The following is a 24,016-nucleotide window of genomic DNA, read 5'->3' as shown; positions in this document are numbered from 1 at the left end:
TTGCAATAACCATAAAAAGTTCCAGTCAGAAAAAACAAAGGTAACATTTTTTGAGCGCTAAATGAGTTTTCTAAATCCATTTTTTTTATTGGCCTTGATAGCCGTGGGCCTGCCACTGGTTATTCACCTCCTGAATTTGAGGAAGCCACAGAAAGTATCATTTTCTGCACTGTCTTTCTTCCGTGAGTTGAAGAACACGACAATAAAGCGGATCAGGATCAAAAAATACCTGTTACTCTTTCTGCGTTTGGCAGCCATTGCGTGTTTCGCCTTTGTTTTGGCCAGGCCGTTTCTTCCGCCGGGTTACTCTTCGGGAAATGCAGGTCAGGCTCCTGCTCTTAACGGAATACTGATCGACAATAGTATCAGTATGTCCAGAATCGGGAGGCAGGGGCCACTCTTTGAGTATGCAAAAGAGATCGTTGGATCCATTCAGGAATCAGCAAGGGATGATGATCGCTTTATTATACAGTTTTCGAATGGGGATGAAGCTACCGGTAATATACTCAGCAGTACAAATGTGGATCGGTTGCTGGCAGATAAAAAAGTGTCTGAATCCGGGAATTTTATTGATTCCCGGCTAAGGATGCTAATGGAAGCCCTTGATAACGCACCATATGAAAATAAGAATTTGTTTTTGATCACTGACACTCAGCGTTCCCAGGTTGAGCCTTTGCAAGGTATTGAATTTGATGAGATAACTATGACCGTGATCGATGTAGGTGATGTCGGGGTTCAAAATACCTATTTGAACGAGATCAATAGTTCTACAAGTATGTTGGGAGCAGGAATGCCATTTAATATTGAGATCGAATTAGCAAATGAAGGGCAGGTCAGTGCAATCAATCAATTTGTTACTATGGAATTTGAAGGTGAAAATGTGGGCCAATTTTCTGTTTCTCTTGAACCTGAAGAACGTAAGACCTTTAGCTTTGATGTGACGCCCGGTCAAGCAGGATCGGCAAGCGGAAAGGTATTTATTGAAGGAGACGAGTTTCAGGCTGATAATATCAATTATTTTACGGTTCAGGTACCGGAAAAAAGAAACGTTTTATTGATACGTAATTCCAATTTCAGAAATAATCGGGTTTCATATACCGCTACAATGCTTCAGGCAGCAGGTGAAAATCATGCACAACTCAGTTATAAAGAAATTGAGCTCGATGAACTGGAAAGTGAAAATCTTACAAATTATGATAGTGTTATCCTGGATGGATTGAATTTGATTCCGGAATACAGCTTTAACCTGCTTGAAGGATTTGTTCAAAATGGAGGGGGACTTGTTTTCTTTCCCTCTGAGAATGGAGACATGATCAACTATAATTTATTTTTTGAAGGATTCAAAGCAGGGGAATTTGCCGGTGTTCTCGGTGATTATGCTTCTTTCCAATCGGTAGCAGAGGCCAATGAGATCCTTCAGGAGCATCCGGTGTTTGAGTCACTTTTCGAACAGGATGATAATGAAGAATTAAGTATCAATACTCCCTCCGTTTTCTATTATCTAAAATTCATAAGCACAGGAACAGGAGTTCATTTTGATCTTTTTACACTGAATAATGGCGACCCGTTGATACATGAAAAACGTTTTGGTGAAGGTGCACTTATCATCTCATCGATCGGCAATGATCCGGGTTGGTCAAATTTTCCGGTTCAACCAGTATATGCTCCGTTCTACTACAGGTTGCTTTTGTATGCTGCCTCTTCAGATAAAGGTGGATTTGTTGGACATACACTCGGGAAGCCTTTTAGCTGGGTTGGAAATATAAATGCCGATGAAGCCGTTATTGAAACAGGCTCGGATCAAATAAGACCTTACGTCGATGTTGTTCCCTCCGGAGTACGACTCCGTTACTCTGCTGAAGAATGGGTTCCGGGATGGGTCACAATTAAGGATGGTGTAAGAGACATTACTCTTTCAGTAAACTTAGATAAATCTGAGAGTACGTTCAATTCCCTAAACAAAGATCAGATGGAAGATTTACTTGATAAGACTAACATTTTATGGGTTGAAGCCGCTGATATTGGTGGAAGTGAATTGCAAAACCAAATTGCCTCAACAGGTTTTGGTCGAGAGATCTGGAGCTGGTTTATGATCGCGGGCTTGCTATTTTTAGTAGCGGAATCCGTGGTGTCAAGATGGTATAAGGCTGAGTCGTTGGATTAAAATTATGGAAATGAATGAAGTCCTAAACATATTTTTCAGGGCAGTGATCTTGTTCTTTACGGTTGCCTCAACCTTGATGGCCGGTTATTCACTTCAGAATAAATTAAGATTGAGAAAGGTGCGCCTGAGCTGGAGAGCCGGAAAGCTGAACGGTTACCCACTCTTTGCGACAGTTTTTCTGGTGCTTATACTGACACTTGTGTCAATTATATTGGCAAATGGATATTCTACCCGGTATGGCATTCTATTTGCATACATATGGATCGGATGCATGTGGTTCATTTCAAGTTATCTTGCTTCAAAATATTATATAACAGACTACGGCATCGTGAAAAATATAAACGATCCCTCACAGACCATTCCGTGGTTTCAAGTACTTGATTATGTAGAACGAGATGGAAAGAATGGAGCAGAATATTTGTTTAATTATTCGGAAATGGATAAAAGCTTATGTGAAGGATATCAGCAGCTAAAGCTGTTTGTACCTTCCAGGCAGCACGAAGCAGTCAAAAAAATTGTATCTTTAAAATTAGGAAATAAGATAGAAGGACATTCCATTCCGGACATTGATCTCAAGAGAATTCAGGAAGAATAAGTAGGTATCACATTTGTTAGACGACGTAAAAAATTCAGATATACAACGAGAACGGGTTGCTTTAGTAGGTCTTTATGGGCCGGAAACAACCAGATTTCAGGCTGAGGAATATTTAGACGAGCTTGAACTTCTCACAGATACAGCAGGCGGTATAACCGTAGAAAAAATCCTGCAAAACAAAACCCATCCTGATCCATCAACTTACATTGGTAAGGGAAAGCTCACAGAGCTTAAACGGATCATGGGTGAAAGGAAAATCGATACCGTCATTTTTGATGACGACTTGTCTCCTACACAATTGAGAAATATTGAGCAAGTAACCGATGCAAAGGTTTTAGATAGAAGCTCCCTTATACTTGATATCTTTGCTTCCAGGGCTAAGACAGCAGCTGCTAAAACTCAGGTTGAACTTGCTCAGCTGCAATATTTACTACCCAGACTGACGCGATACTGGACTCACTTGTCGCGTCAAACAGGTGGAATCGGAACTAAAGGGCCCGGTGAAACGCAGATCGAAACAGACCGGCGCTTGATAGGTCGGCGTATCTCTGTGCTGAAAGAAAAGCTGGATAAATTGAGCAAACAGCGTACTACCCAGCGCAAAGGCCGGGAAGATATGACAAGGATATCTTTAGTAGGTTATACTAATGCCGGCAAATCAACTTTGATGAATGCCCTCACTGAAACGGGTGTGTTCGCAGAAGATAGATTATTTGCTACGCTGGATTCTACAGTAAGGCGCCATGAGCTTGAAAATCATTCTGTTTTATTGTCAGATACAGTAGGATTTATCCGAAAACTGCCACATAATCTGGTAGAAAGTTTTAAATCCACTTTGGATGAGGTTAGGGAGGCTGACATTCTGCTACATGTAGTTGATGCGTCTTCGAAAATGGCAGATGAATACATTGAGGTAGTTGAAGAAACACTCGAGGAAATTGAAGCTACCAATAAACGCACTATCCTGGTATTTAATAAAGTGGACAAAATGGATGCACATCAGGTAGCGGATATGAAGCAGAGGTATCCAAATGCTATATTTGTATCAGCAGAACAGAGAATTGGGCTGAAAGAGCTGGAAAGAAGTATAGAAGATATGATAGAACTTGAATATGATAACCACACGCTTCAAATTCCGGTTTCAAAATACAAAGCAGTTGCTTTTATTCATGAAAACGCGACAGTTGAAAACGAGTCATATGAAGGGACCGATGTAGAAATGACATTTAGCATGTCTGAAAAAGATTTTAAGCAATTATCCCATTTGTTGGATACTATTGGGACCAATGGCGAAGTTGTATAAATATGCTAGTAAAAGAGATTTTAAATACCGATATATCACCACTCAAACTCACAGATAATGTGGCCACAGCTTTAATGAAAATTGAGTTGTTGCATTCAAATAAGTTCTGTGTAGTTGATGAAGAGGATAAGGTGATTGGTATGGCTTCACTTGAAAAACTGATAGAGGTTGTGGATGAAGAGTCTACACTTGATGAGGTGGAATTGGATAAACCATTAACAGTTCCGAAAGATCAGCATTTATTTGAAGCATCCAGGGTTATGTTGGCAAAGGAATTGTTTTTGATTCCCGTCGTAGATGAGGAAATGTATTTTCAGGGCATGATCAAAAAAAGAGATCTTTTATCTGCTCTTGGAGATGCTTTCAATCTTTCTAGCTTTGGATCCGTTATTGCTGTTGAGATGGCTCAGGGCGATTTTACTCTGGCTGATCTTGTCAGGATCATTGAAATGGAGGGAGTAAAAATTCTGGGTGTTGCAGTCCAACAGCCGAGAGCTGAAAATCCATCTTATAGAATTTCATTTAAATTGAATATAGAGGATTCCTCTGCTATAAGTTCGAGTTTGCGCCGTTTTGGATATACTATTATTTCAGAAGCGAACAGCAAAGCACTTGAAAATAATTTTTCTGACAGGGCGGATGAACTTATTCGCTATCTTGACATATAATAAGTAACCATTAACCCAATTTAGTTAATCGAGTTTCATGCTCTCCGTTCCAAAAAGCAGTTTCCTTACCTTTCTGTGTATTATAATAGTAACAGCCAGCTTAAACGCTCAGGATATACAAAGTCCTAACTCTGACCTGTATCAAACAGGGGTTGACCTCTACGAAAAGGGATTATTTGAAGAGGCTGCTGAAAAGCTTGAACAGTTCACACTTAGTTATCCTGAGCATGAACTCACAGTGTCTGCTGATTATTTTTTAACAAGGGCTAAAACAGGTATCGATTCTGCAAATATTGAAACTTACTACCAGAAATTTGTTATAGAGCACACGGGGCATGAATTGTCTGAAAGGTTATTGAGAGATCTTGGTCACCGTTTTACAAACAAAGGGGATTACGAAACAGCTATAAGGTATTACCAAAATGCCGTTGACTCGTGGATGAGTAACAAAGATGGTGCCGAAACCATGTATTGGATAGCAGAAGCTGCAGCTGAAAATGAAGATTATGCGGATTCCAGGGTATATTTTATGGAACTTGCCAACAACTACCCGAGATCAGAGTGGGCTCCCAAAGCCTTATATGCCCGAGGTAGATTGTATCTCAGCCAGGGGCAATATAATGCAGCCTCCCTTGCATTTGAAGTGCTTAAAGAACGATATCCCAATAATGAGATCACCCGGCGGGTAGGTACAGCACTGGGTGAATCCTACTATCAGCAAGGCAAATATGAAGAGGCAATTGATGCTCTTCAATCAGCTTTGCCTTATCTGGATGATGAATCTCTCAGTAAGGCTATCTTTTTGATCGCTGAGAGTCAGAATTACCTTGGATTGTATGATGAGGCCTCCAAAACCTATCTCAGATATATCAACCTTACAAAAGGCACACCTGAAGAAAGAATTGCTCATTATGGATTAGGTTGGGTTTATCACAAACAAGAAATTTACCATTGGGCAGCTGAATCTTTCGGGCGTGCTTCTGTTGGCGAAGATGAATTGGCAAGAAAAGCGCAATACTATAAAGCCGTGAATGAAAAATTAGGTGGGCAATACGGGAAGTCGATCAACTCATTTAGAGATTTTGGTGATCGTTTCAAAATCGGACTCTGGGTTGAGAAGGCTTACTATGAATGGTCGATCTCAGCTTTTGAGGCTTCCCGCTACGCTGAATCTATTGAGGTACTGCTGGAATTGGTTCGCAGCGAGGTAGAGCTGGAAGAACCGGGTAAGATTTATACGATGCTGGGGCAGGCCTTTTTTGCCAACGCAGAATACACCAGAGCTATTCAGGCATTTGAAGAAGCTGAAAAAGTAGCGGATATTGATCCCGCATTAAAAAGGCAAGCAACGTTTCAGAAAGCTTGGATTCTCTACAGAAATCAAGCCTATGAACAGGCTCAGCCATTGTTTGAAACAGTTTATACAGAATCACCAAACTCAGAAACCGGCCGGGAAGCATTGTTCTGGAGTGCTGATAGTCATTATAAAATGAATCAGTTTAATAATGCAGCTCAGCGTTTCAGGATCTACACTCAAAATTATCCGGATTCTGATATGATGGGTGCAGCTTTATATTCTTTGGGATGGAGCCATTTTCAAATGGATCAGTATGAACAGGCGGTGGATCCACTCCGTAACTTTCTTGAAAATTATGAAGCCCCCGAAACTGCACTCTTTCCGTATGATACCGATGTTCAACTCCGTATAGGTGATGCCTATTATGCACTGGGCAGATACCGTGATGCCATTGAAAGTTATAATCGAGCCATTGGTGCAGAGCCGGGTGGGGATTACGCCATGTTCCAGGTGGCCAACAGTTATTACCGTGCCGGCAGAACTTTTGAGGCAGTTTCAAACTTTAGAAAGACGTTACGAATCTATCCATATAGCCGGTTAAGGGAGCAAGCACAATACAATATCGCCTATATCTACCTGAATACGAATAATTATTCGCAGGCAATTGAAGAATTCCAGACCGTGATCAACAAATATCCCGGAACAGAGTGGGCAGCACGTTCACAGTACAATATCGGAGATGCCTTTTATAATGCCGGAGAATATGAACGTGCGATAGCAGCATATCAAAAAGTATTGGAGGAATACCCAAGAAGCGATTATATAATTGAGGCGATCGATGGTATTCAGTTTGCTCAGTTATCAGCTGGAAGAACTGACAGCAGTTCTGCCATTCTTGAAGACTTCCTGAGTGATAATCCGGCGAGTCAAACAGCTGACCAGCTTCGCTATCGACAGGCACTTAACGTATTTCAGAGGGGTGACTACGAAAATGCAATCAATGAATTTCGCCAATATCTGAGGGTAACAAACTCAGAAGACTTGATGCCGGAAGCTTATTCAAATCTTGCAGAATCCTACCGACAAACCGGTCAGATTGATAAGGCTATAGAGACGTACAGAACTATTGTGAATGAATTTCCTGAGCAGGAGATGGCTTCTTCAGCACTTACTTCATTAGGTATGTTGAATTATGAAAAAGGCGCCTATGCTGAATCTCACGCCAACTATGCGGAATTATATGAGAGTTCTCCGCGGTTCAGACAGGATGCTTTAGTTGGAATGGGTCGGGCAAGCCTTGCACGCGATCAAGTTGCCAAAGCGAAAGAAGAATTTGAGTCAGCATTTGAGATTAATCCAAACAGTGAATCGGCTAAAGTAGGATTGGGTAAAGTAGCGATTCAACAAAGTGATTTTGAAACTGCAACATCATATCTTCAGCCCATTGCTGAGAAAAGTACGACTGAGGTGGGGGCCGAAGCGCAGTTCTATCTAGGTGAGATTCTGCAAAAGCAGGAACAGTACAACGCAGCAATTGAAGAATACGGAAAAGTTAGAGTTCTTTTTGAAGCCTTTGATACCTGGGTATCACGTTCGATGTATAATAGCGCTGAATGTCATCTTAGAATAGGTAACAGAGGTGAGGCTGTGACTCTTTTGAATTCCCTCATCGACAGATATCCCGGAACTGAAGCTGAACAAAGAGCACAGGCTCTTTTAGATCAGGCAGACCTATGATCAAATCTGTTAGTGGAGCAGGCTCATTAAAAGGGACACTGAGGCTCCCCCCTGATAAATCCATATCTCAAAGAGCAGCAATATTTTCATTGTTGTATGAGGGTGAATCCAGGATAGGAAATTACTCACAAGCCCAGGATCCACAAAGCACGCTACGTTGTGTTCAGCAGCTTGGTGCAAAGGTTAAAGAAGACTCTGGAATTTTGATCGTTGAAGGGAAAAGCAGAGCCGGAATCGTTGAACCTAAACAAGACCTGGATTGTGGGAACTCGGGTACAGCCATGCGTTTACTTTCAGGTGTATTGGTAGGAGCCGGTATCTCAGCTAAATTGATCGGTGATGCCTCATTATGTGGCAGAACCATGACGCGCATCATTGAACCCCTTGAAGCCATGGGAGCGCATATACTGGCAAGAAACTTAGCTTACGCCCCACTGTTCATTAATCGTATCGATTCGTTGAGGCCAATGGATTTTGAATTACCTGTACCAAGTGCACAGCTGAAATCGTGCATCTTACTAGCAGGTTTGTTTGGTGAAGAGAAAACACGAGTCATCGAAAAGCTGCCAAGCCGAGATCATACTGAGCGACTTCTGGATCTGGATCAAAAAAAAGAGAAGGGAGAAAAGATAATTTCCGCCAGCCTGGCTGATGAAATCCCTGAACAGAGTTACACTATTCCCGGTGATTTTTCTGCGGCCGCGTTTTGGTTGGTTGCGGGTGTTATTCAAGAAGACGCAGAGATCCTGATCGAAAATGTGGGATTGAATCCCACAAGAAATGCCCTCTTGGATATTCTAGGCGATATGGGAGCAGACATCACTATTGAAAACGAACGGATGGAAGGGGCTGAACCGGTCGGGAATATTATTGTGAAAGGTTCTGATCTAAAAGCCATTCAAATAGCCCCTGAGATTATTCCTAACTGTATTGATGAATTACCTATCCTCTCGGTTGCGATGTTATTTGCTGAAGGAACCTCTACCATCTCCGGCGCCGGGGAACTCCGCCACAAAGAAACGGATCGCATCATGGCCATATCCAAAATGCTGAAAGCCGTAGGTGCCAATTTCGAAGAGCAGAAGGACGGCCTCATCATTCATGGTGATCCTGAATTCACTTTCCAATCTGCTGAATTCGACTCTTTTCACGACCATCGTATTGCTATGGCCTCTGCTGTATTATCCCTGAAAGGGAAAGAAGATAGCATGATCAAGGACGCGGAATCTGCTGCGGTTTCCTATCCCGCCTTCTGGGAAGATCTTCACCAGTTAACAGGGTGATAATTCCACAAGGATCCATGTTCAAACTCCCAACTATTTAAAACCACTTCTCAGCGTGACAATGTGTTAATGTGCTCACGTACTAACGAAGGTAGATTAACACTTCAGCACATAAACACTTTCCGCTTCCTGACAATACGTCGGTCATTACGTCATTATTTATAGGCGCTTCTATAGTTGGCATTGGTATTGCTTATCTAAATGTGAATTTGAACAAACCATCACGCACATGGGAGATTTTACAGAATTTGGTATCGAAATTGAGCGGCACCTGTCCAAACTGGGAAAAGACATTCAGCAGTTTGTTGAAAAGGTAGTGCCATTGGCCAATGAAGACAAAGATTTTGCTCCTGATTGCGATATCCTGGAAAGTGGAGATGAGTATAAGATCATGCTTGATCTGCCCGGATTATCGAAAAAAGAAATTGGGATTTCCCTGAAGAACAATGTGCTGACGGTGAAGGGAGAACGTGAAATTGAAGCCGGCGATGGTGAAGAATTCAAGCGGCAGGAACGGCGTCGCGGTGCATTTGCCCGTGCGTTTGCGGTTCCACAAAATGTGAATTCAGCTGAAGTGTCAGCCAGTTTCAGGAATGGCGTTCTAACGATCGGTATGCCTAAATCAGAGGCTTTGAAGGACTCACAGTCCATTCCGGTTAAATAACATATTGATTATCGATATTCGCTACGACGCAGAGCGTTCATAGTGAGTATGATAAATGATCAAGACTCGTACCTGACGCTCTGCGTCGGTACGAAAAAGACAAGAATATTAGAATTAACAAAAAGTAAAAATAGATCAGACCAATGGGAAAAATCATAGGAATTGACTTAGGAACAACCAACTCATGTGTAGCCGTAATGGAAGGCGGTGAGCCGGTGGTTATTCAGAACAGTGAGGGTGGGCGAACTACTCCTTCTGTTGTGGCTTTCTCCAAAGACGGAGAACGACTGGTAGGTGCCCCTGCAAAACGTCAGGCAATCACTAATCCGGATAAAACCGTAGCCTCTGTGAAGCGATTCATGGGACGCATGTTTAATGAAGTAAAAGACGAAACCAAACAGGTTTCTTATAAAGTGGTGAAAGGCGATGACGGCACAGCACGTGTGCAGATCGAAGACCGCAAATATGCACCACAGGAAATTTCAGCAATGGTGCTTCAGAAGATGAAGCAAACCGCTGAAGAATATTTGGGCGAAAAAGTAACGGAGGCTGTAATTACAGTTCCTGCTTACTTTAACGATGCTCAGCGTAAAGCAACACAGGAAGCCGGAAAAATTGCTGGTCTTGAAGTGAAGCGTATCATCAACGAACCAACCGCTGCTTCTTTAGCATACGGATTGGATAAGAAAGATGATGATCAAACTATCGCAGTGTATGACTTGGGTGGTGGTACATTTGACGTATCCATCCTCGAACTCGGTGACGGTGTTTTTGAAGTGAAGTCTACTCACGGTGATACTCACCTTGGTGGCGATGACTTTGACCAGCGTATCATTGATTTTCTTGCAGATGAATTTAAGAAAGATGAAGGCATTGACCTTCGCAAAGATCCGATGGCCATGCAGCGACTGAAAGATGCCGCTGAGAAAGCAAAGATCGAGCTTTCGAGCTCACAGAAGACCAACATTAACCTGCCTTTTGTAACGGCAACTGATTCAGGGCCAAAACACCTGAATATCGATCTGAGCCGTGCAAAATTTGAGCAGTTGGTTGACGATCTGGTAAAACGATCTATCGATCCTTGTAAGAAAGCCCTGGATGATGCCGGAATGAGTAAGTCTGACATTGATCAGGTAATTCTTGTAGGTGGTTCAACCCGGATCCCAAAAATTCAGGAAGAAGTAAAAGCTTTCTTTGGCAAAGACCCAAGTAAAGGGGTGAATCCTGATGAAGTTGTTGCCGTAGGTGCTGCTATTCAGGGTGGTGTGATGTCAGGTGATGTAGAAGATGTAGTTCTTCTCGATGTGACTCCACTTACTCTAGGTATCGAGACCATGGGTGGCGTAATGACTCCATTGATCGAGTCTAACAGCACGATTCCGACCAGCAAATCACAAACATTTTCTACCGCAGCTGATAATCAGTCTAGCGTAGAAATTCATGTATTGCAGGGTGAAAGAGCCAAAGCTCAGGATAACAGAACCCTTGGTAGGTTCCACTTAGATGGTATTCCACCGGCTCCTCGCGGAGTGCCTCAGATCGAAGTTACATTCGATATTGATGCAAATGGTGTATTGAATATCACAGCGAAAGATAAGGGAACCGGAAAAGAGCAAAGTATTCGAATCGAATCCTCTTCAGGTTTAAGTGACGAAGAGATCGAAAAAATGAAGAAAGCTGCCGAAGAGCACGCAGAAGAAGACAAACAGATCAAAGAGCGTGTAGAGAAATTGAATCAGGCAGACAGCCTGGTGTTCTCAACCAAGAAGCAGCTTGATGAATACGGAGATAAAATCTCTGACGAGAATAAGAAAGCTATCGAAGAGGCGGTTGAAAACCTCGAGAAAGCCCATAAGGAAGAAAACCTCGATGAAATCGATGAAGCTATCGAAGCCGTGAATAAGGCTTGGTCAGGTGCTTCTGAAGAGATCTATAAAGCTACTCAGGAAGATGCTGCTGCCGGCGGAGCCACAGGTGCTGACGGTGCCGGTGCTCAACAAGGACAACAGGGAGCCTCTGATGACGCAGAAGGCGGTGACGATGCCGTTGATGCCGACTACGAGGTAGTCGATGAAGAAGACGAAAATAAGTAAGCTGAGTTTTTTCACTTACTAAAGATAAAATTAAGATCCCGCTTCGGTTTATCCGGGGCGGGATCTTTTATTTGAAGAACCTTTCTCTAAGCCTGTAAAGTCGTATGTCAGAAATGCGACTTTACAGGTTTTTTATGTTTTGAATCAAATGTAAAGTAATCCTAAATAATATTAGCATAGAGGGCAAATAAAGACAATCGTTAGATTGATCCTTTTGATCAAATATTTAATTCAATAATTATTATAGTTGATAATTATCAGCAGTATATAAGGAACTTAATAAACTTAAATTTTTTTATGTAGATATGGATTAGCAAAAATCAGAAGTTTTATCATTACCTCGATGTTAATAAAGAAATTGTTTCTTAGTCTATTAGTTATAGCTTCAACACTGATCCCTTTTGCTTTAGAGGCACAGTATTTTGGAAGATACCCGGTTCAGTATGAGGACTTCGATTTCCAAGTCTTGGAAACGGATCATTTTGACATTTATCATTATCCTCAGGAAGCTAAAGCGGTAAAAGATTTAGGACGGCTTTCTGAAAGATGGTATATACGATATTCGGCTATGCTGAATCATAGTTATTCCTCATCAAATCCGCTGATCATTTACGCGAATCATGCTGATTTTCAACAGAATAAAATAGTACCAAGAGTGGGAGTAAGTACGGGTGGTGTAACTGAAGGTCGCCGTAATCGGTTGGTAATGCCTTTTGCGGAAGCCAACCAAAGCACAAATCATGTATTGGGCCATGAGTTGGTACATGCTTTTCAATATGATATTGCTCGTAAAGATGAAATTGGTGGAATTGGGGCTACCAGCCAGATGCCGCTTTGGTTTATTGAGGGGATGGCAGAATACTTGTCAGTTGGTCCGGAGGATAGCCATACAGCTATGTGGTTGCGCGATGCTATTCAAAATGATGATCTTCCAACCATTCAAGATTTGTCTAACTCACGAGAATACTTCCCATATCGATATGGCCACTCCGTTTGGACTTTTGTTGCCGGCCAATGGGGAGATGAGATCGTATCAAAATTGTATGTAAATTCAGCAAAGAATGGAATTAGAACTGGCATAAGTCAAACGCTGGGTATTTCGAGAGATTCTCTATCAACTTTATGGCAGCAAGCTATCCGCGAAAAGTATGAAGATGATATTCAGGCACGGACCAACCCCACGAATGTGGGTAAACTGGTACTTGGGGAAGAAAAAAATACAGGAACCATTAATGTATCCCCGTCTCTTAGTCCGGACGGTGAATACATAGCCTTTATTTCAGAGAAGAATATTTTTTCAATTGAACTTTTCCTAGCCAATGCGGAGACAGGGAAGATCATTCGGAAGCTGACTTCTACCAGTTTAGATCCGCATTTAAGTGCTCTGCGATTTGTAGAATCCTCCGGAAGTTGGTCACCCGATGGTGAGAAATTTGCTGCAGTTGTTTTTGCTGAGGGAGATAATCAGATAGTAATCATTAATGTGGATAACGGTAAAATAAACCGTAGGCTTAAGTTTGGTGATGTAGATGCTATCACAAATCCTTCTTGGTCGCCGAATGGTGAAAAAATAGCTTTTTCAGGTTCAGATGGGGGTTATACGGACTTATACCTTTACGATCTTGAAAATGACTCCCTCCAGAATTTAACCGATGACGGATACTCGGATCTTCAGCCAACTTGGTCGCCGGATGGTGAAAAAATAGCTTTTGTCACAGATCGTGGACCAGATACCAATTTTGATGAACTGATATTTGGGGAAACGAAGATCGCAGAGATGGAAGTAGAAACAGGTGAAATTAGGCTGATACCCACATTTGAAAATGCCAAACATATTAGCCCGCAGTATAGCGCAGATGGAAATTCGATCTATTATGTATCTGACTTTCAGGGCTTTAGCGATGTTTACCGATATGATATAATTCAGGGAGTCAGGTATCAGGTAACTAATGTATCAACCGGAATTTCCGGCATAAGTAAGTTATCTCCAGTAATTACTGTAGCTGCTAATACCGGTGATTTAATGGCTACGGTATTCAATGAGTCAAACTACAGTGTGTATAGTATTAGTGAGAAGAAAAAAGAAGGGGAGATCGTTGATGAACGTCCCGGAGTTGAAACTTCGGTGATGCTGCCCGGCAGTGGCATGGATGATAATCAAATGGTGTTGTCTTATTTAAGGGATCCCATTACAGACATACCCTCCGATACGGCTTTTGGTCTAAGGGATTATAAACCCACTTTAATGCTCGATTACATAACAGGTGCGGGAGGAGTAGGTATTTCCAGCCAGTTCGGAGCCGGTGTTGCCGGTGGTATAAGTGCAAGTTTTAGCGATATGTTGAACCAACATCAGCTTTTTACTTCGCTTCGGTTGCAGGGGCGTATTCAGGATGCAGCTGCACAAGCTGCATACCTAAATAGGGACAATCGTTTTGTTTGGGGTGGGTCTGCCAGTCACCAGGTTTTTAGAAACTCTCGAAGAGGCATAAGTCGAAATGACACTACAAATATAAATGGCCAGCAGGTAGTAGCTCCGATATCAGTAATCAACCTTACACAAAGAGTATTCAGTGAACGGATTTCCGGGTTGGGATTATATCCTCTTACGAATACCCAGCGATTTGAGTTTTCCGCAGGGTACACACACCTATGGTATAGAACAGAACGCAGGCAGGTTTATCTAAATGAATTGGGTCAGCCATTTAAGCGCGATATATCTGACGCAGATATAGCCGAACCATCACCCTTGAATTTATTCAATGCATCTGCAGCTTATGTTGAAGATAATTCTATAGCAGCCTTTACAGGGCCGATTAATGGTCACCGTATGCGTTTTGAGGTTGAGCCGACAACAGGTTCGCTAACTTATGTAAAGGCCCTCGCAGATTATCGGAAATACTTCTATATGGAGCCACTAACTTTGGGGGTAAGGGCGTTGCACAGTGGCCGATATTTTCAGGATTCGGAGGATAATCGGCTTAGCCCTAATTATATAGGCAATCCAAGGCTGATCCGTGGATACAGTTTAAATTCCTACTCTGCGCAGGAATGCGGCGATTCACCGGGGGATGGCTGTCCGGAATTTGAGCGGCTTTTTGGAAGCCGTTTAGGTATAGCGAATATAGAACTTAGGCTGCCGGTACTTGGAATTGAAGATCTTGCTCTGTTTAGATCGCAAATTTTTCCAAGTACGCTTTCTGCATTCTTTGACGCCGGAGTAGCCTGGAGCGATACGCGTGCTCCTGATTTCAAATGGACAACGGATGAAACTTCAGACAACATCCCGGTATTTAGTTCCGGGTTAAGTCTTAGAGTGAATTTTTTGGGCTTTCTGATAACTGAATTCTACTATGCCGTCCCATTTCAAAGACCCGACAAAACCGGTGTATTTGGCTTTCAGATATCACCGGGATGGTAGTTTTTATCATTATAAAAAAGTTTGATAAAACAGATCAGTGATCCTTTGTTTGCTGCGGATCATTTGCATTGTGTTTGAATGTAGATTAAGCCCAACATTCGTATATTTACGGCATGAATATTTTAGCTATCGAATCTTCTTGTGACGACACTTCTGCATCGGTTTTGACTGGTGAGGGCATTCAATCAAATATCATTGCCTCACAGTCAATACACCTCCAGTTTGGGGGAGTGGTGCCGGAATTAGCATCCCGCGCTCATCAAAAAACAATTACCCAAACGGTTCAGCAAGCATTAGAAGAAGGGCAGACTTCTTTAGATCATATTGATGCTATTGCTGTTACTCAGGGGCCGGGACTTCTGGGATCTCTTTTAGTAGGAATCTGTTTTGCCAAAGGATTAGCTCTTTCCCGTGATATCCCACTTATTGGGGTGAACCACATGGATGCTCATATATATGCTAACTTCATCGATCATGAACCTGAGTTTCCGCTAGTTGCCTTAACTGTTTCCGGTGGACATACACAGCTTGTACACGTTAAATCCCCATTCGAGCATAGGATCATTGGTAAAACCCGTGATGATGCGGCCGGAGAGGCATTTGATAAGATCGGTAAGCTTCTTGGGTTACCTTACCCTGCAGGTCCGCATATGGATAAGCATGCAAAAAAAGGGGATCCAAAGTTTCACAAATTTCCACAAGCTTTGCTTAAAGAAGGACTCGATTTTAGTTTCTCCGGCTTAAAAACCAGTGCATTGTATTATTTGCAGGATAAAGAGAAAGAATGGATACAGGAGCACCTGAATGATATATGTGCCAGTGTATCTTTTGCGATCGCAGAGGTACTGGTGAAAAAATTAAAACGAGCTATAAAACAAACGGGAGTGAAAACGGTATTGCTGGCCGGCGGCGTTTCGGCCAACTCCATGCTTCGGGAAAAGTCCGTAAAGATGGCAGAGGAAATGGACGTTCAGCTCTATTCCCCAAAAATAAGCTACTGTACCGACAATGCCGCTATGATCGCCGTCACCGGAAAGATGAAGGCGGATATGGGCCAATTTGATGATCTGGATCTGGTGCCTTTTGCATCACTGACGTGAATGTTGAATGCTTAATTTTAAATGTTAAATGATGACGCTTCTCATTTAACATTTAAAATTGTCTCACTTAAAATTTCAGAGATTCAGCGACTGCAAGCTGATCTGCCCGTTCGTTTAATTCGATACCGGCGTGTCCTTTTACCTTCACCCATACTACTTCATGTGGTTCCATGGCCTTCAGCATTTTCTGCCAAAGTTCTTTGTTCTCCACCGGCTTTTTGTTGGATTTTCGCCAACCGCGTTTTTGCCAGTTTTTGATCCATCCCTGTTCAAATGCATTGATGATCAACGCACTGTCACTATGGATCTTTACCAGACACGGTTTCTTTAATGCCTTCAGAGCCTCAATAACAGCCTGCATTTCCATCCGGTTGTTAGTCGTCTGAGGATCCCCTCCGGAAAGCTCCTTTTCGGTTCCATTCCACCTGAGAATAGCTCCCCATCCACCCGGACCGGGATTGCCACTGCAAGCTCCATCTGTGTAAACTATGACTTCCGGTTTATTGGACATATTGAGCCGTTATCTGACTTAATTTTTGTTTCATGGTTTTTGCGGCATCGGCAACATGTTCAGGCCAGTCACTTTCGTCTTTTCCGGCATAAATAATTCCGCGGCTTGAGTTAATAAGTGGGAGACCCTGGTGTTCTTTTAGTGCGCGTGAAAGTTCATTAATCGAGCCGCCCTGTGCTCCGACACCCGGTATCAGTAAAGCTCCTTCTGGATGATGTTTTAACACAGATTCAGCTTCATCAGCCTGAGTAGCTCCAATGACCATGCCGAGATGAGATCTCGATAGATCGGATCGTTTATTCAGCTCCTTGGCGATAAACTGACTCATCATGTCAAATCCTGAAAATGGTTGCTTCAAAAAATCATTCGCGCCTGTATTTGAAGTAAGTGTGAGAACATACACTCCTTTCATTTCATCTTTGGAAAAAGCATTAAGAGTTTCAAATCCCATCAATGGGTTTAAGGTGATGGCATCCACATTAAACTTACCCCAAAATGCTTTCTTATAATGTTCGGCTGTAGAACTGATGTCGCCTCGTTTTGCATCTGCAATTATAACCTTATCCTTCGGAATATGTTCGATCACTTCTTTAAAAACAGCCAATCCATTTGGTCCCAAGGCTTCAAAAAATGCCAGGTTTGGTTTATAAGCTGCACAATAATGAGCCGTATAGTCGATCACAAGTTTACAAAAGTAGGTAACCTGTTCTTCAGTTGTCTCGAACTGGTCTTTTACACGGTTTGGAAGCAGATCTAAATTTGGATCTAAACCCACACAAAGGGTAGACCCGGTTTTTGAAATAGATGTTTGAAGTTTTTCTAAAAATGTCATAGATGAAAATTTTTTGGGAAGATAACATTTCTCGCATCTAATATTTTGGTTGATAATGATGCGATTGAGTACAAATTTCACATTGATTGTTATTGAGAACCCGTGCCGGTAGAAAATTGGGCACAGTCATCTATAGGGTGAATTGGCTGGCCAAACTCCGATTTAGGATCTTGCCTTTATGTATAATCGGGGCGGAGTTTCTATTGCCAACCCTTCTTGAAAGCCCGTTTAATCAAAGATATCATTAGTGCTCTTTCCGAAGGCGATCAGAAGACTATCAGAAGACTATATTGAGGTGCATTTTTTAGTAATATTGCATTATAGAAGACTTGTTTATACTTGTAAAAGCATTGGGTGGCAGGTCCAATTTTTTTAGTTTATCCTGATATGCGTAACCATTCACTAAAAAAGTTGATATGAAACTATTTGATACCATCTCTTTAGCCACTAAACTGCTTTTTATCGTGCTTTTTGCAGCTTCAACAACAGAAGCTGTTTTAGCACAAAATGACGATACGGATCCTGATTCAGCAGAAACGGAAGAGTTCAATGAACTTCCTTTGGAATCTGCCCGTGAATTTTCATTTGATCTTGCTGAAGGCTCCTGGATCTCACTCGATGTTAGTCCCGATGGCCAAACCATTGTTTTTGATTTTCTCGGAGATCTGTACACCATTCCGATGAGTGGTGGAGAGGCAACTCAGATCACTGAAGGAATGCAATTTGATAGTCAGCCCCGGTTCAGTCCGGATGGTTCTAAGATCGCTTTTATTTCGGATGCTTCGGGTGGTGAGGGAGTATGGGTCTATAATGTAGAAACAGAAGATACTGAGCAGCTTACGAAAGGCAAGGACAATGAGTATCAGTCGCCCGAATGGACACCGGATGGTAAATATGTGATCGCTTCCAAAGATGATCCCGGTAACCACAAGATTTGGTTGTATCATATTGATGGAGGATCCGGAACACCATTGGTTGACGAGCCCGGAAATCTCCGCATGACCGAAGGCGCTTTTGGTGCGGATGAACGCTACGTATGGTTCTCCAGGCGAACAGGAACCTGGAATTACAATGCCTCGCTACCACAGTATCAAATTGCGACCTATGATCGTGAGACGGGTGAAATCACTACACAAGCCGATCGATATGGATCTTCATTTCGTGCAACGCTTTCAAGTGATGGTAAATGGTTAGTATATGGAACCCGTCATGATGAGCATACCGGATTGGTGAAACGTGATCTTGAAACAGGAGATGAAAGCTGGTTAGCCTATCCGGTTCAACATGACGATCAGGAATCGCGTGCTTCGCGGGATGTCTTGCCGGGTATGTCCTTCACTCCGGACAATAAACATGTTGTAACTTCTTACGGTGGAAAGATCTGGAAGCTTCCTATTGATGGTGGTGATGCTGTTGAAATACCGTTCAGGGTTAGAGGAACGATCGAACTGGGGCCTGAACTTGATTTCGATTATCCAATTGAGGACACCCCTAAGTTTGAGGTCACTCAGATCAGGGATGCAGTACCTTCACCTGACGGACATAAAATTGCCTTCACTGCACTAAATGAAATTTATACCATGGAGTTGCCGGATGGTGAACCCCGTAAATTGGTAGATCTGGATGAAACCCAGGCTCAACCCATTTGGTCTCCCGATGGCGAGTGGATCGCTTTTGTGACCTGGACACCTGAGACCGGTAAATTGTATAAAGTCCGCCCGAATGGCAGACGCCTTCAGCGATTGAATGAGGAAGAAGGGGTGTTTCAGGATCCTGTTTGGAATAATGCGGGTGACCGAATTGTAGTCATCAAAGGTCAGCCACAGGATTTTCGTAATGCAACACAAAGGTCCGCCTTTCAGGGAACAAGTGACCTGATCTGGATCGATTCCGATGGTAGTGAGAATAATTTCATCACCTATACCAATGGGCGATCTAATCCACACTTTGTGAAAGGATCTGACCGGATCTACCTCTCAAGCTGGGGAGGATTGACGTCCATCAGGTGGGATGGAACCGATGAGAAGGAACACCTTGAAGTGAGCCGAAGCGGTGGCGGGAATGCATCATGGATACGTATGGCACCTGAAGGTGATCGGGCCTTGGCACAGATCGGAACCGATCTTTTTGTTGTGACCGTGCCTCAGGTTGGAGGTGAAGCACCAGATATTAGCGTAGGAGGCTCTTCAAGTGCATTTCCAAGTCTGAAATTAACTGATATTGGTGGGCAATTCCCTGCATGGGCTTGGGATGCTAATAAAATTCATTGGTCCATTGGTAATGCTCATGTGATCTATGATCTTGTAGCACAAGAAGCCTATAGTGATAGTTTGGAAGCTGCTAAAGAAATGGAAGAAGAGAAAGAGGGTACCAAGTCTGATGATGATGAAGCGGATGAGGAAACTGAAGACGAAGAGGATGAGAAGAAAGATGAAGGGTACAAGCCTCTGGAGATCCGGATCAGTGTAATGGCCGACCGTGATATTCCTGAAGGAATCCTGGTACTTCGAGGGGCAAAAGTTATCACAATGAATGGTAATGAGATCATTGAAAATGCGGATCTTGTGATCGAAAATAATCGCATCAAGGATGTAGGCATCCGCGATGAAGTAACTATTCCTTTCGGTGCTGAGATCAAAGATGTATCCGGAAAAACGATCATCCCAGGATTTGTGGATACTCATGCTCATTTCCGTCACCCGGTAAATTTACACCGAGGCGAGTTTTGGAGTTATATGACGAATTTAGCGTATGGTGTCATCACTACAAGAGACCCTCAGACTGCGACTACCGATGTATTGACGTATCAGGATCTGGTTCATGCCGGAAAATTATTGGGTCCTAGAGTGTACTCTACCGGTCCTGGAGTGTTCAGCAGCGAGAATATCAAAGACCTTGATCATGCCCGTGAGGTGATGAAGCGGTACAGTGATTATTATGATACCAAAACTATAAAAATGTATGGAGCAGGTAATCGTGAACAGCGTCAGTGGATCATTCAGGCCTCAAAGGAAGAAGAGTTGATGCCTACCACTGAAGGATCCCTAGATTTCAAGGAAAACCTGACTCAGGTGATTGATGGTTATCCAGGACACGAGCATTCATTCCCGGTATTTCCACTTTATAAAGATGTGATCGATCTGGTGGCATTTTCCCGAACAGTTTACACCCCAACCCTGCTGGTTGCTTATGGTGGACCATGGGCAGAGAATTATTACTATGCTACTGAACGTCCACATGATGAGTCAAAACTGCAGAGATTCATGCCACATGAAAATCTGGATGAACGAACCCGTCGCAGAAATGCAGGATGGTTTATGGAAGAAGAGCATGTTTTTGAAGAGCTGTCAGTTTTCGTGAAAGATCTTGTGGAAGCCGGTGGCCGAGCAGGAGTAGGCAGTCACGGACAGCTTCAGGGGCTTGGTTACCACTGGGAGCTTTGGGCTATGCAGGCCGGTGGTATTTCCGAGCATGATATCCTGAAGGTTGCAACAATTCAGGGTGCTGAGGCAATTGGACTTGATACCGATATTGGAACCATTGAAAAAGGGAAGTTAGCTGATATGTTGATCCTAAACAGTGATCCGCTGGAAGATATTCGCAATTCAAAAGATCTGGAATTTATCATGAAGAACGGATATATGTACGAAGCGGAAACGCTCAATGAGGTATTCCCGAATCAGAAAGAACTGCCAACATTCTGGTGGCAAAATACGGATCCGGCAGGAGTGCCAGGAGTAAATAGGTAGTGTTTAGGTGCCACGTGCCACGGGATGGTGTTAAGGTGTTACCGTTTAATTTCTCGGCAACACGTTAACACCTATGTACCGTAACCCTATAGCACAGACTCAGGGTGGACTTTCTAAATTGGTGTCATAAGGATATACAAGATAAAAACATTTATGAATCAGCCACATTTGAAGTATGATCCACAGTTTTTCTTTTGGTTTACCTATCGAGATCCGTTTCCGAATTATCTTTATGAGAATATAAACAGTGCTTAGTATTAATAATGAAATGCAATTGGGGGTTTGGATATGCATTAGAATAACAGGGCAATTTGATAGGTAATAAAAGAAGAAATGTAAGCGAGGCCTGTCATGTACACTAACATGATTATTGGCCATGTCCATGAGTTTGTTTCACGACGCACAATAGCCAATGTGCTCATGCACTGCATAGCCAAAGCAAAAAAGACCATAAGGGATAGTGCTGTAGCTGTACTATAAACAGGTTTACCGGTTTCATAGTCAACATCATTAACTAATTTTTGTTTTAAAGTAGTTACTTCGCCGGCGCCTCCTTCGATACTGTAGATAGTATTAAGTGTTCCTACCATCACTTCGCGAGCTGCAAATGAGGTTATGAGTCCAATCCCAATTTTCCAGTCAAAACCAAGGGGTTCTATAGCCGGTTCTATGAAATGCCCAAACTTACCTGCGTAGCTGTTTTTAAGCTGATAGGCTTCTTCGTCTATCTGAGGAGAGAAGGATGTTTCGGTTACGTTTTCTGAAATATTTACATGGTCAGGTATTTCTGTTTTAGGGAATGAAGCTAAAAACCACAGTATTATGGAGATAGCAATGATAATTCTACCTGCTTCCGTTACAAACACTCTGCCACGGTCAAATACGCTCTGGAAAACAGAGGACCATTTGGGCATTTTATAATCTGGAAGCTCCATAATAAAGGGACTCTTTCTCCCTTTTATGAGAAATTTATTCATCACCAAAGCAGACAAAGCAGCTATCACAATGCCAAAAAAGTACAGGCCGAAAAAGGTTACTCCCTGCAGATCAATAAACCCTATAACGGGAGTTTGCGGAATGAAAGCCGCGATCAATAATGCATAAACGGGTAAGCGAGCCGAACAAGACATGAACGGTAAAATCATCATGGTAATAATGCGATCACGCCAGTTTTCAATATTTCGGGTAGCCATAATACCCGGAATTGCACAGGCAAATCCTGAGATCAAGGGGACTACTGAGCGGCCGTGTAGTCCAATTTTTGACATATAACCATCCATAATAAAAGCTGCGCGAGCCATATAACCACTGCCTTCGAGAATTGAAATAAAGAAGAAGAGGAATACAATTTGAGGTAAAAAAATGATCACGCCGCCTAACCCGGCAACAACACCTTCTACCAATAAATCACTAAGCATTCCTTCAGGCAAATTGGTTGAAAGCCAGTTTCCTGTATTAATAAAAAGAAGGTCAATCATATCCATAAAAGGAGTAGCCCAACTAAAGATGGCTTGAAACATAAGAAGGAGCAACATCAGAAATATGATAGGCCCGAAAATTTTATGGGTCGTAACGGCATCAATTCGGTCAGTAGTGGTAATGTTGGATTCATTGATACGTTCAATAACTGAGTTTGTACAACTACTGATGTAATCGTACCGGTTCATGACCTCCAACGCAGCCGGATTTTTACCTGCTCTTATTATAATATCATGCGCCCTTCGAATTGTATTATCAATGGGTTGGTTATTCTTTGGTGCTTCTTCCGCCTTGCTGATCAAGCGAAGGGCTTCAAGGAAATAGGCTGTTCTTGGGAGTTTGGTATGCGGTTTTATCCAGTCATTTATAACAAAATCGACAGCTTTTTTTAAGACGGGATCAGGGTCCCATTGGATTTCTTTGGGTGGTGTCAACCGAGATTTTTGAATGGTTTCTTTAACATGATCGATACCATTCTTATTTTTTGCTGAAATGGAAACTAAGGGAATACCGAGTTTTTTTTGAAGCTCAGCCGAGTCGATGCCTATACCTTTTGCCTTGGCTACATCCATCATATTGAGCACTAAAATGGCAGGAATTCCAAGGTCAAGAACTTGGGTGGCTAAAAATAAATTCCTGTCCAGATTACTCGCGTCAACTATTATTAACACAAGGTCCGGCTTATCCTCATGTTCAAATTGACCGGTCAGAGTCTCACGTGTCACCCGTTCATCCAATTTTTGGCTATGCAGGCTATACGTCCCCGGAAGGTCAATAATGGTATGTTTAGTGCCGCCGATTTCAGCAAATCCTATTTTACGCTCAACAGTAATGCCAGGATAATTCCCAATTTTTTGTTTGAGGCCTGTAAGGCCGTTGAAAACGGTAGTTTTCCCGGTATTTGGATTGCCAACTAAAGCAATATTCATTGAGTATTTATCCAACTATAGACCTCGAGGATTCAATTTCTATCCAATTGCTTTTTTGGATTTTAAACTTCACAAAAAACTAAGTAAGCTACATGTAAATCTTTAAACGCGGATTTGTAAGCATTGGGTATTTGTAAATTTGTGGAGCTAAATAGCCGGTTATATCTATTAGTTAGCACCCATCAATATCC

At 42.5% G+C, this 24,016-nt stretch carries 14 protein-coding genes; 11 read left to right on the top strand and 3 right to left on the bottom strand.

Annotation, left to right across the window (positions count from 1 at the left end):
• Positions 1–61: 61 nt before the first annotated feature.
• The 10 genes from ACKGJO_RS09590 (at position 62) to tsaD (ending at position 16,325) form a co-directional block, all read left to right on the top strand.
• A complete protein-coding gene (locus ACKGJO_RS09590) occupies positions 62–2,164 on the top strand; it encodes a BatA domain-containing protein (RefSeq protein WP_411323204.1) in 2,103 nt (700 codons plus the stop codon).
• Positions 2,165–2,174: 10 nt separating this feature from the next.
• A complete protein-coding gene (locus ACKGJO_RS09585) occupies positions 2,175–2,759 on the top strand; it encodes a hypothetical protein (protein ID WP_411323203.1) in 585 nt (194 codons plus the stop codon).
• Between the two features lie 13 nt (positions 2,760–2,772).
• A complete protein-coding gene (gene hflX / locus ACKGJO_RS09580; RefSeq protein ID WP_411323202.1) occupies positions 2,773–4,062 on the top strand; it encodes a GTPase HflX in 1,290 nt (429 codons plus the stop codon).
• A gap of 2 nt (positions 4,063–4,064) precedes the next feature.
• The gene (locus ACKGJO_RS09575) at positions 4,065–4,730 is read left to right on the top strand and encodes a CBS domain-containing protein (RefSeq protein ID WP_411323201.1); all 666 of its coding nucleotides are present in this window, start codon (positions 4,065–4,067) and stop codon (positions 4,728–4,730) included.
• Between the two features lie 37 nt (positions 4,731–4,767).
• Positions 4,768–7,764 carry a tetratricopeptide repeat protein gene (locus tag ACKGJO_RS09570; RefSeq protein WP_411323200.1) on the top strand — a complete coding sequence of 999 codons (2,997 nt, stop codon included), beginning with the start codon at positions 4,768–4,770 and terminating at the stop codon, positions 7,762–7,764.
• Positions 7,761–9,047, top strand: coding sequence for a 3-phosphoshikimate 1-carboxyvinyltransferase (gene aroA / locus ACKGJO_RS09565; protein ID WP_411323199.1), 1,287 nt, complete (start codon positions 7,761–7,763; stop codon positions 9,045–9,047). Before ACKGJO_RS09570 ends, aroA begins: the two co-directional genes overlap by 4 nt.
• 229 nt (positions 9,048–9,276) lie before the next feature.
• The gene (locus ACKGJO_RS09560; RefSeq protein WP_411323198.1) at positions 9,277–9,711 is read left to right on the top strand and encodes an Hsp20/alpha crystallin family protein; all 435 of its coding nucleotides are present in this window, start codon (positions 9,277–9,279) and stop codon (positions 9,709–9,711) included.
• Between the two features lie 143 nt (positions 9,712–9,854).
• Entirely contained in the window at positions 9,855–11,804 is a 1,950-nt protein-coding gene (gene dnaK / locus ACKGJO_RS09555) for a molecular chaperone DnaK (RefSeq protein WP_411323197.1), read from the top strand.
• A 343-nt stretch (positions 11,805–12,147) separates the two neighbouring features.
• Entirely contained in the window at positions 12,148–15,225 is a 3,078-nt protein-coding gene (locus tag ACKGJO_RS09550) for a basic secretory protein-like protein (RefSeq protein WP_411323196.1), read from the top strand.
• A 113-nt stretch (positions 15,226–15,338) separates the two neighbouring features.
• On the top strand, positions 15,339–16,325 hold the full coding sequence (gene tsaD / locus ACKGJO_RS09545; protein WP_411323195.1) for a tRNA (adenosine(37)-N6)-threonylcarbamoyltransferase complex transferase subunit TsaD: 987 nt from the start codon (positions 15,339–15,341) through the stop codon (positions 16,323–16,325).
• A 67-nt stretch (positions 16,326–16,392) separates the two neighbouring features.
• Here tsaD and rnhA read toward each other — a convergent pair whose 3' ends face one another.
• Together rnhA and pyrF are read right to left on the bottom strand one after the other, a co-directional pair.
• Entirely contained in the window at positions 16,393–16,836 is a 444-nt protein-coding gene (gene rnhA / locus ACKGJO_RS09540; protein ID WP_411323194.1) for a ribonuclease HI, read from the bottom strand.
• On the bottom strand, positions 16,826–17,668 hold the full coding sequence (gene pyrF / locus ACKGJO_RS09535; RefSeq protein ID WP_411323193.1) for an orotidine-5'-phosphate decarboxylase: 843 nt from the start codon (positions 17,666–17,668) through the stop codon (positions 16,826–16,828). Before pyrF ends, rnhA begins: the two co-directional genes overlap by 11 nt.
• Positions 17,669–18,084: 416 nt before the next feature.
• On the opposite strand from pyrF, the gene ACKGJO_RS09530 reads away from it, so the two are divergent.
• Entirely contained in the window at positions 18,085–21,417 is a 3,333-nt protein-coding gene (locus ACKGJO_RS09530; RefSeq protein ID WP_411323192.1) for an amidohydrolase family protein, read from the top strand.
• 293 nt (positions 21,418–21,710) lie between these two features.
• On the opposite strand, the gene feoB is transcribed toward ACKGJO_RS09530, so the two are convergent.
• Positions 21,711–23,825 (bottom strand): ferrous iron transport protein B, encoded by a 2,115-nt coding sequence (gene feoB, locus ACKGJO_RS09525; RefSeq protein WP_411323191.1) that lies wholly within the window; start codon positions 23,823–23,825, stop codon positions 21,711–21,713.
• Between the last annotated feature and the right edge of the window lie 191 nt (positions 23,826–24,016).

Origin of the sequence: Gracilimonas qinghaiensis, from assembly GCF_046602855.1 — a bacterium.
GTDB lineage: Bacteria > Bacteroidota > Rhodothermia > Balneolales > Balneolaceae > Gracilimonas.
The sequence above is the reverse complement of the archived record's forward strand: the minus strand, read 5'-3'. Positions and strand labels throughout refer to the sequence as shown.

What these genes read in the sequence shown, in the direction of transcription:
- ACKGJO_RS09590 (WP_411323204.1), top strand. Translation starts at nt 62, where the DNA reads ATGAGTTTTCTAAATCCATTTTTTTTATTGGCCTTGATAGCCGTGGGC.
- ACKGJO_RS09585 (WP_411323203.1), top strand. Translation starts at nt 2,175, where the DNA reads ATGAATGAAGTCCTAAACATATTTTTCAGGGCAGTGATCTTGTTCTTT.
- ACKGJO_RS09575 (WP_411323201.1), top strand. Translation starts at nt 4,065, where the DNA reads ATGCTAGTAAAAGAGATTTTAAATACCGATATATCACCACTCAAACTC.
- ACKGJO_RS09570 (WP_411323200.1), top strand. Translation starts at nt 4,768, where the DNA reads ATGCTCTCCGTTCCAAAAAGCAGTTTCCTTACCTTTCTGTGTATTATA.
- aroA (WP_411323199.1), top strand. Translation starts at nt 7,761, where the DNA reads ATGATCAAATCTGTTAGTGGAGCAGGCTCATTAAAAGGGACACTGAGG.
- ACKGJO_RS09560 (WP_411323198.1), top strand. Translation starts at nt 9,277, where the DNA reads ATGGGAGATTTTACAGAATTTGGTATCGAAATTGAGCGGCACCTGTCC.
- dnaK (WP_411323197.1), top strand. Translation starts at nt 9,855, where the DNA reads ATGGGAAAAATCATAGGAATTGACTTAGGAACAACCAACTCATGTGTA.
- ACKGJO_RS09550 (WP_411323196.1), top strand. Translation starts at nt 12,148, where the DNA reads ATGTTAATAAAGAAATTGTTTCTTAGTCTATTAGTTATAGCTTCAACA.
- tsaD (WP_411323195.1), top strand. Translation starts at nt 15,339, where the DNA reads ATGAATATTTTAGCTATCGAATCTTCTTGTGACGACACTTCTGCATCG.
- rnhA (WP_411323194.1), bottom strand. Translation starts at nt 16,836, where the DNA reads ATGTCCAATAAACCGGAAGTCATAGTTTACACAGATGGAGCTTGCAGT.
- pyrF (WP_411323193.1), bottom strand. Translation starts at nt 17,668, where the DNA reads ATGACATTTTTAGAAAAACTTCAAACATCTATTTCAAAAACCGGGTCT.
- ACKGJO_RS09530 (WP_411323192.1), top strand. Translation starts at nt 18,085, where the DNA reads ATGAAACTATTTGATACCATCTCTTTAGCCACTAAACTGCTTTTTATC.
- feoB (WP_411323191.1), bottom strand. Translation starts at nt 23,825, where the DNA reads ATGAATATTGCTTTAGTTGGCAATCCAAATACCGGGAAAACTACCGTT.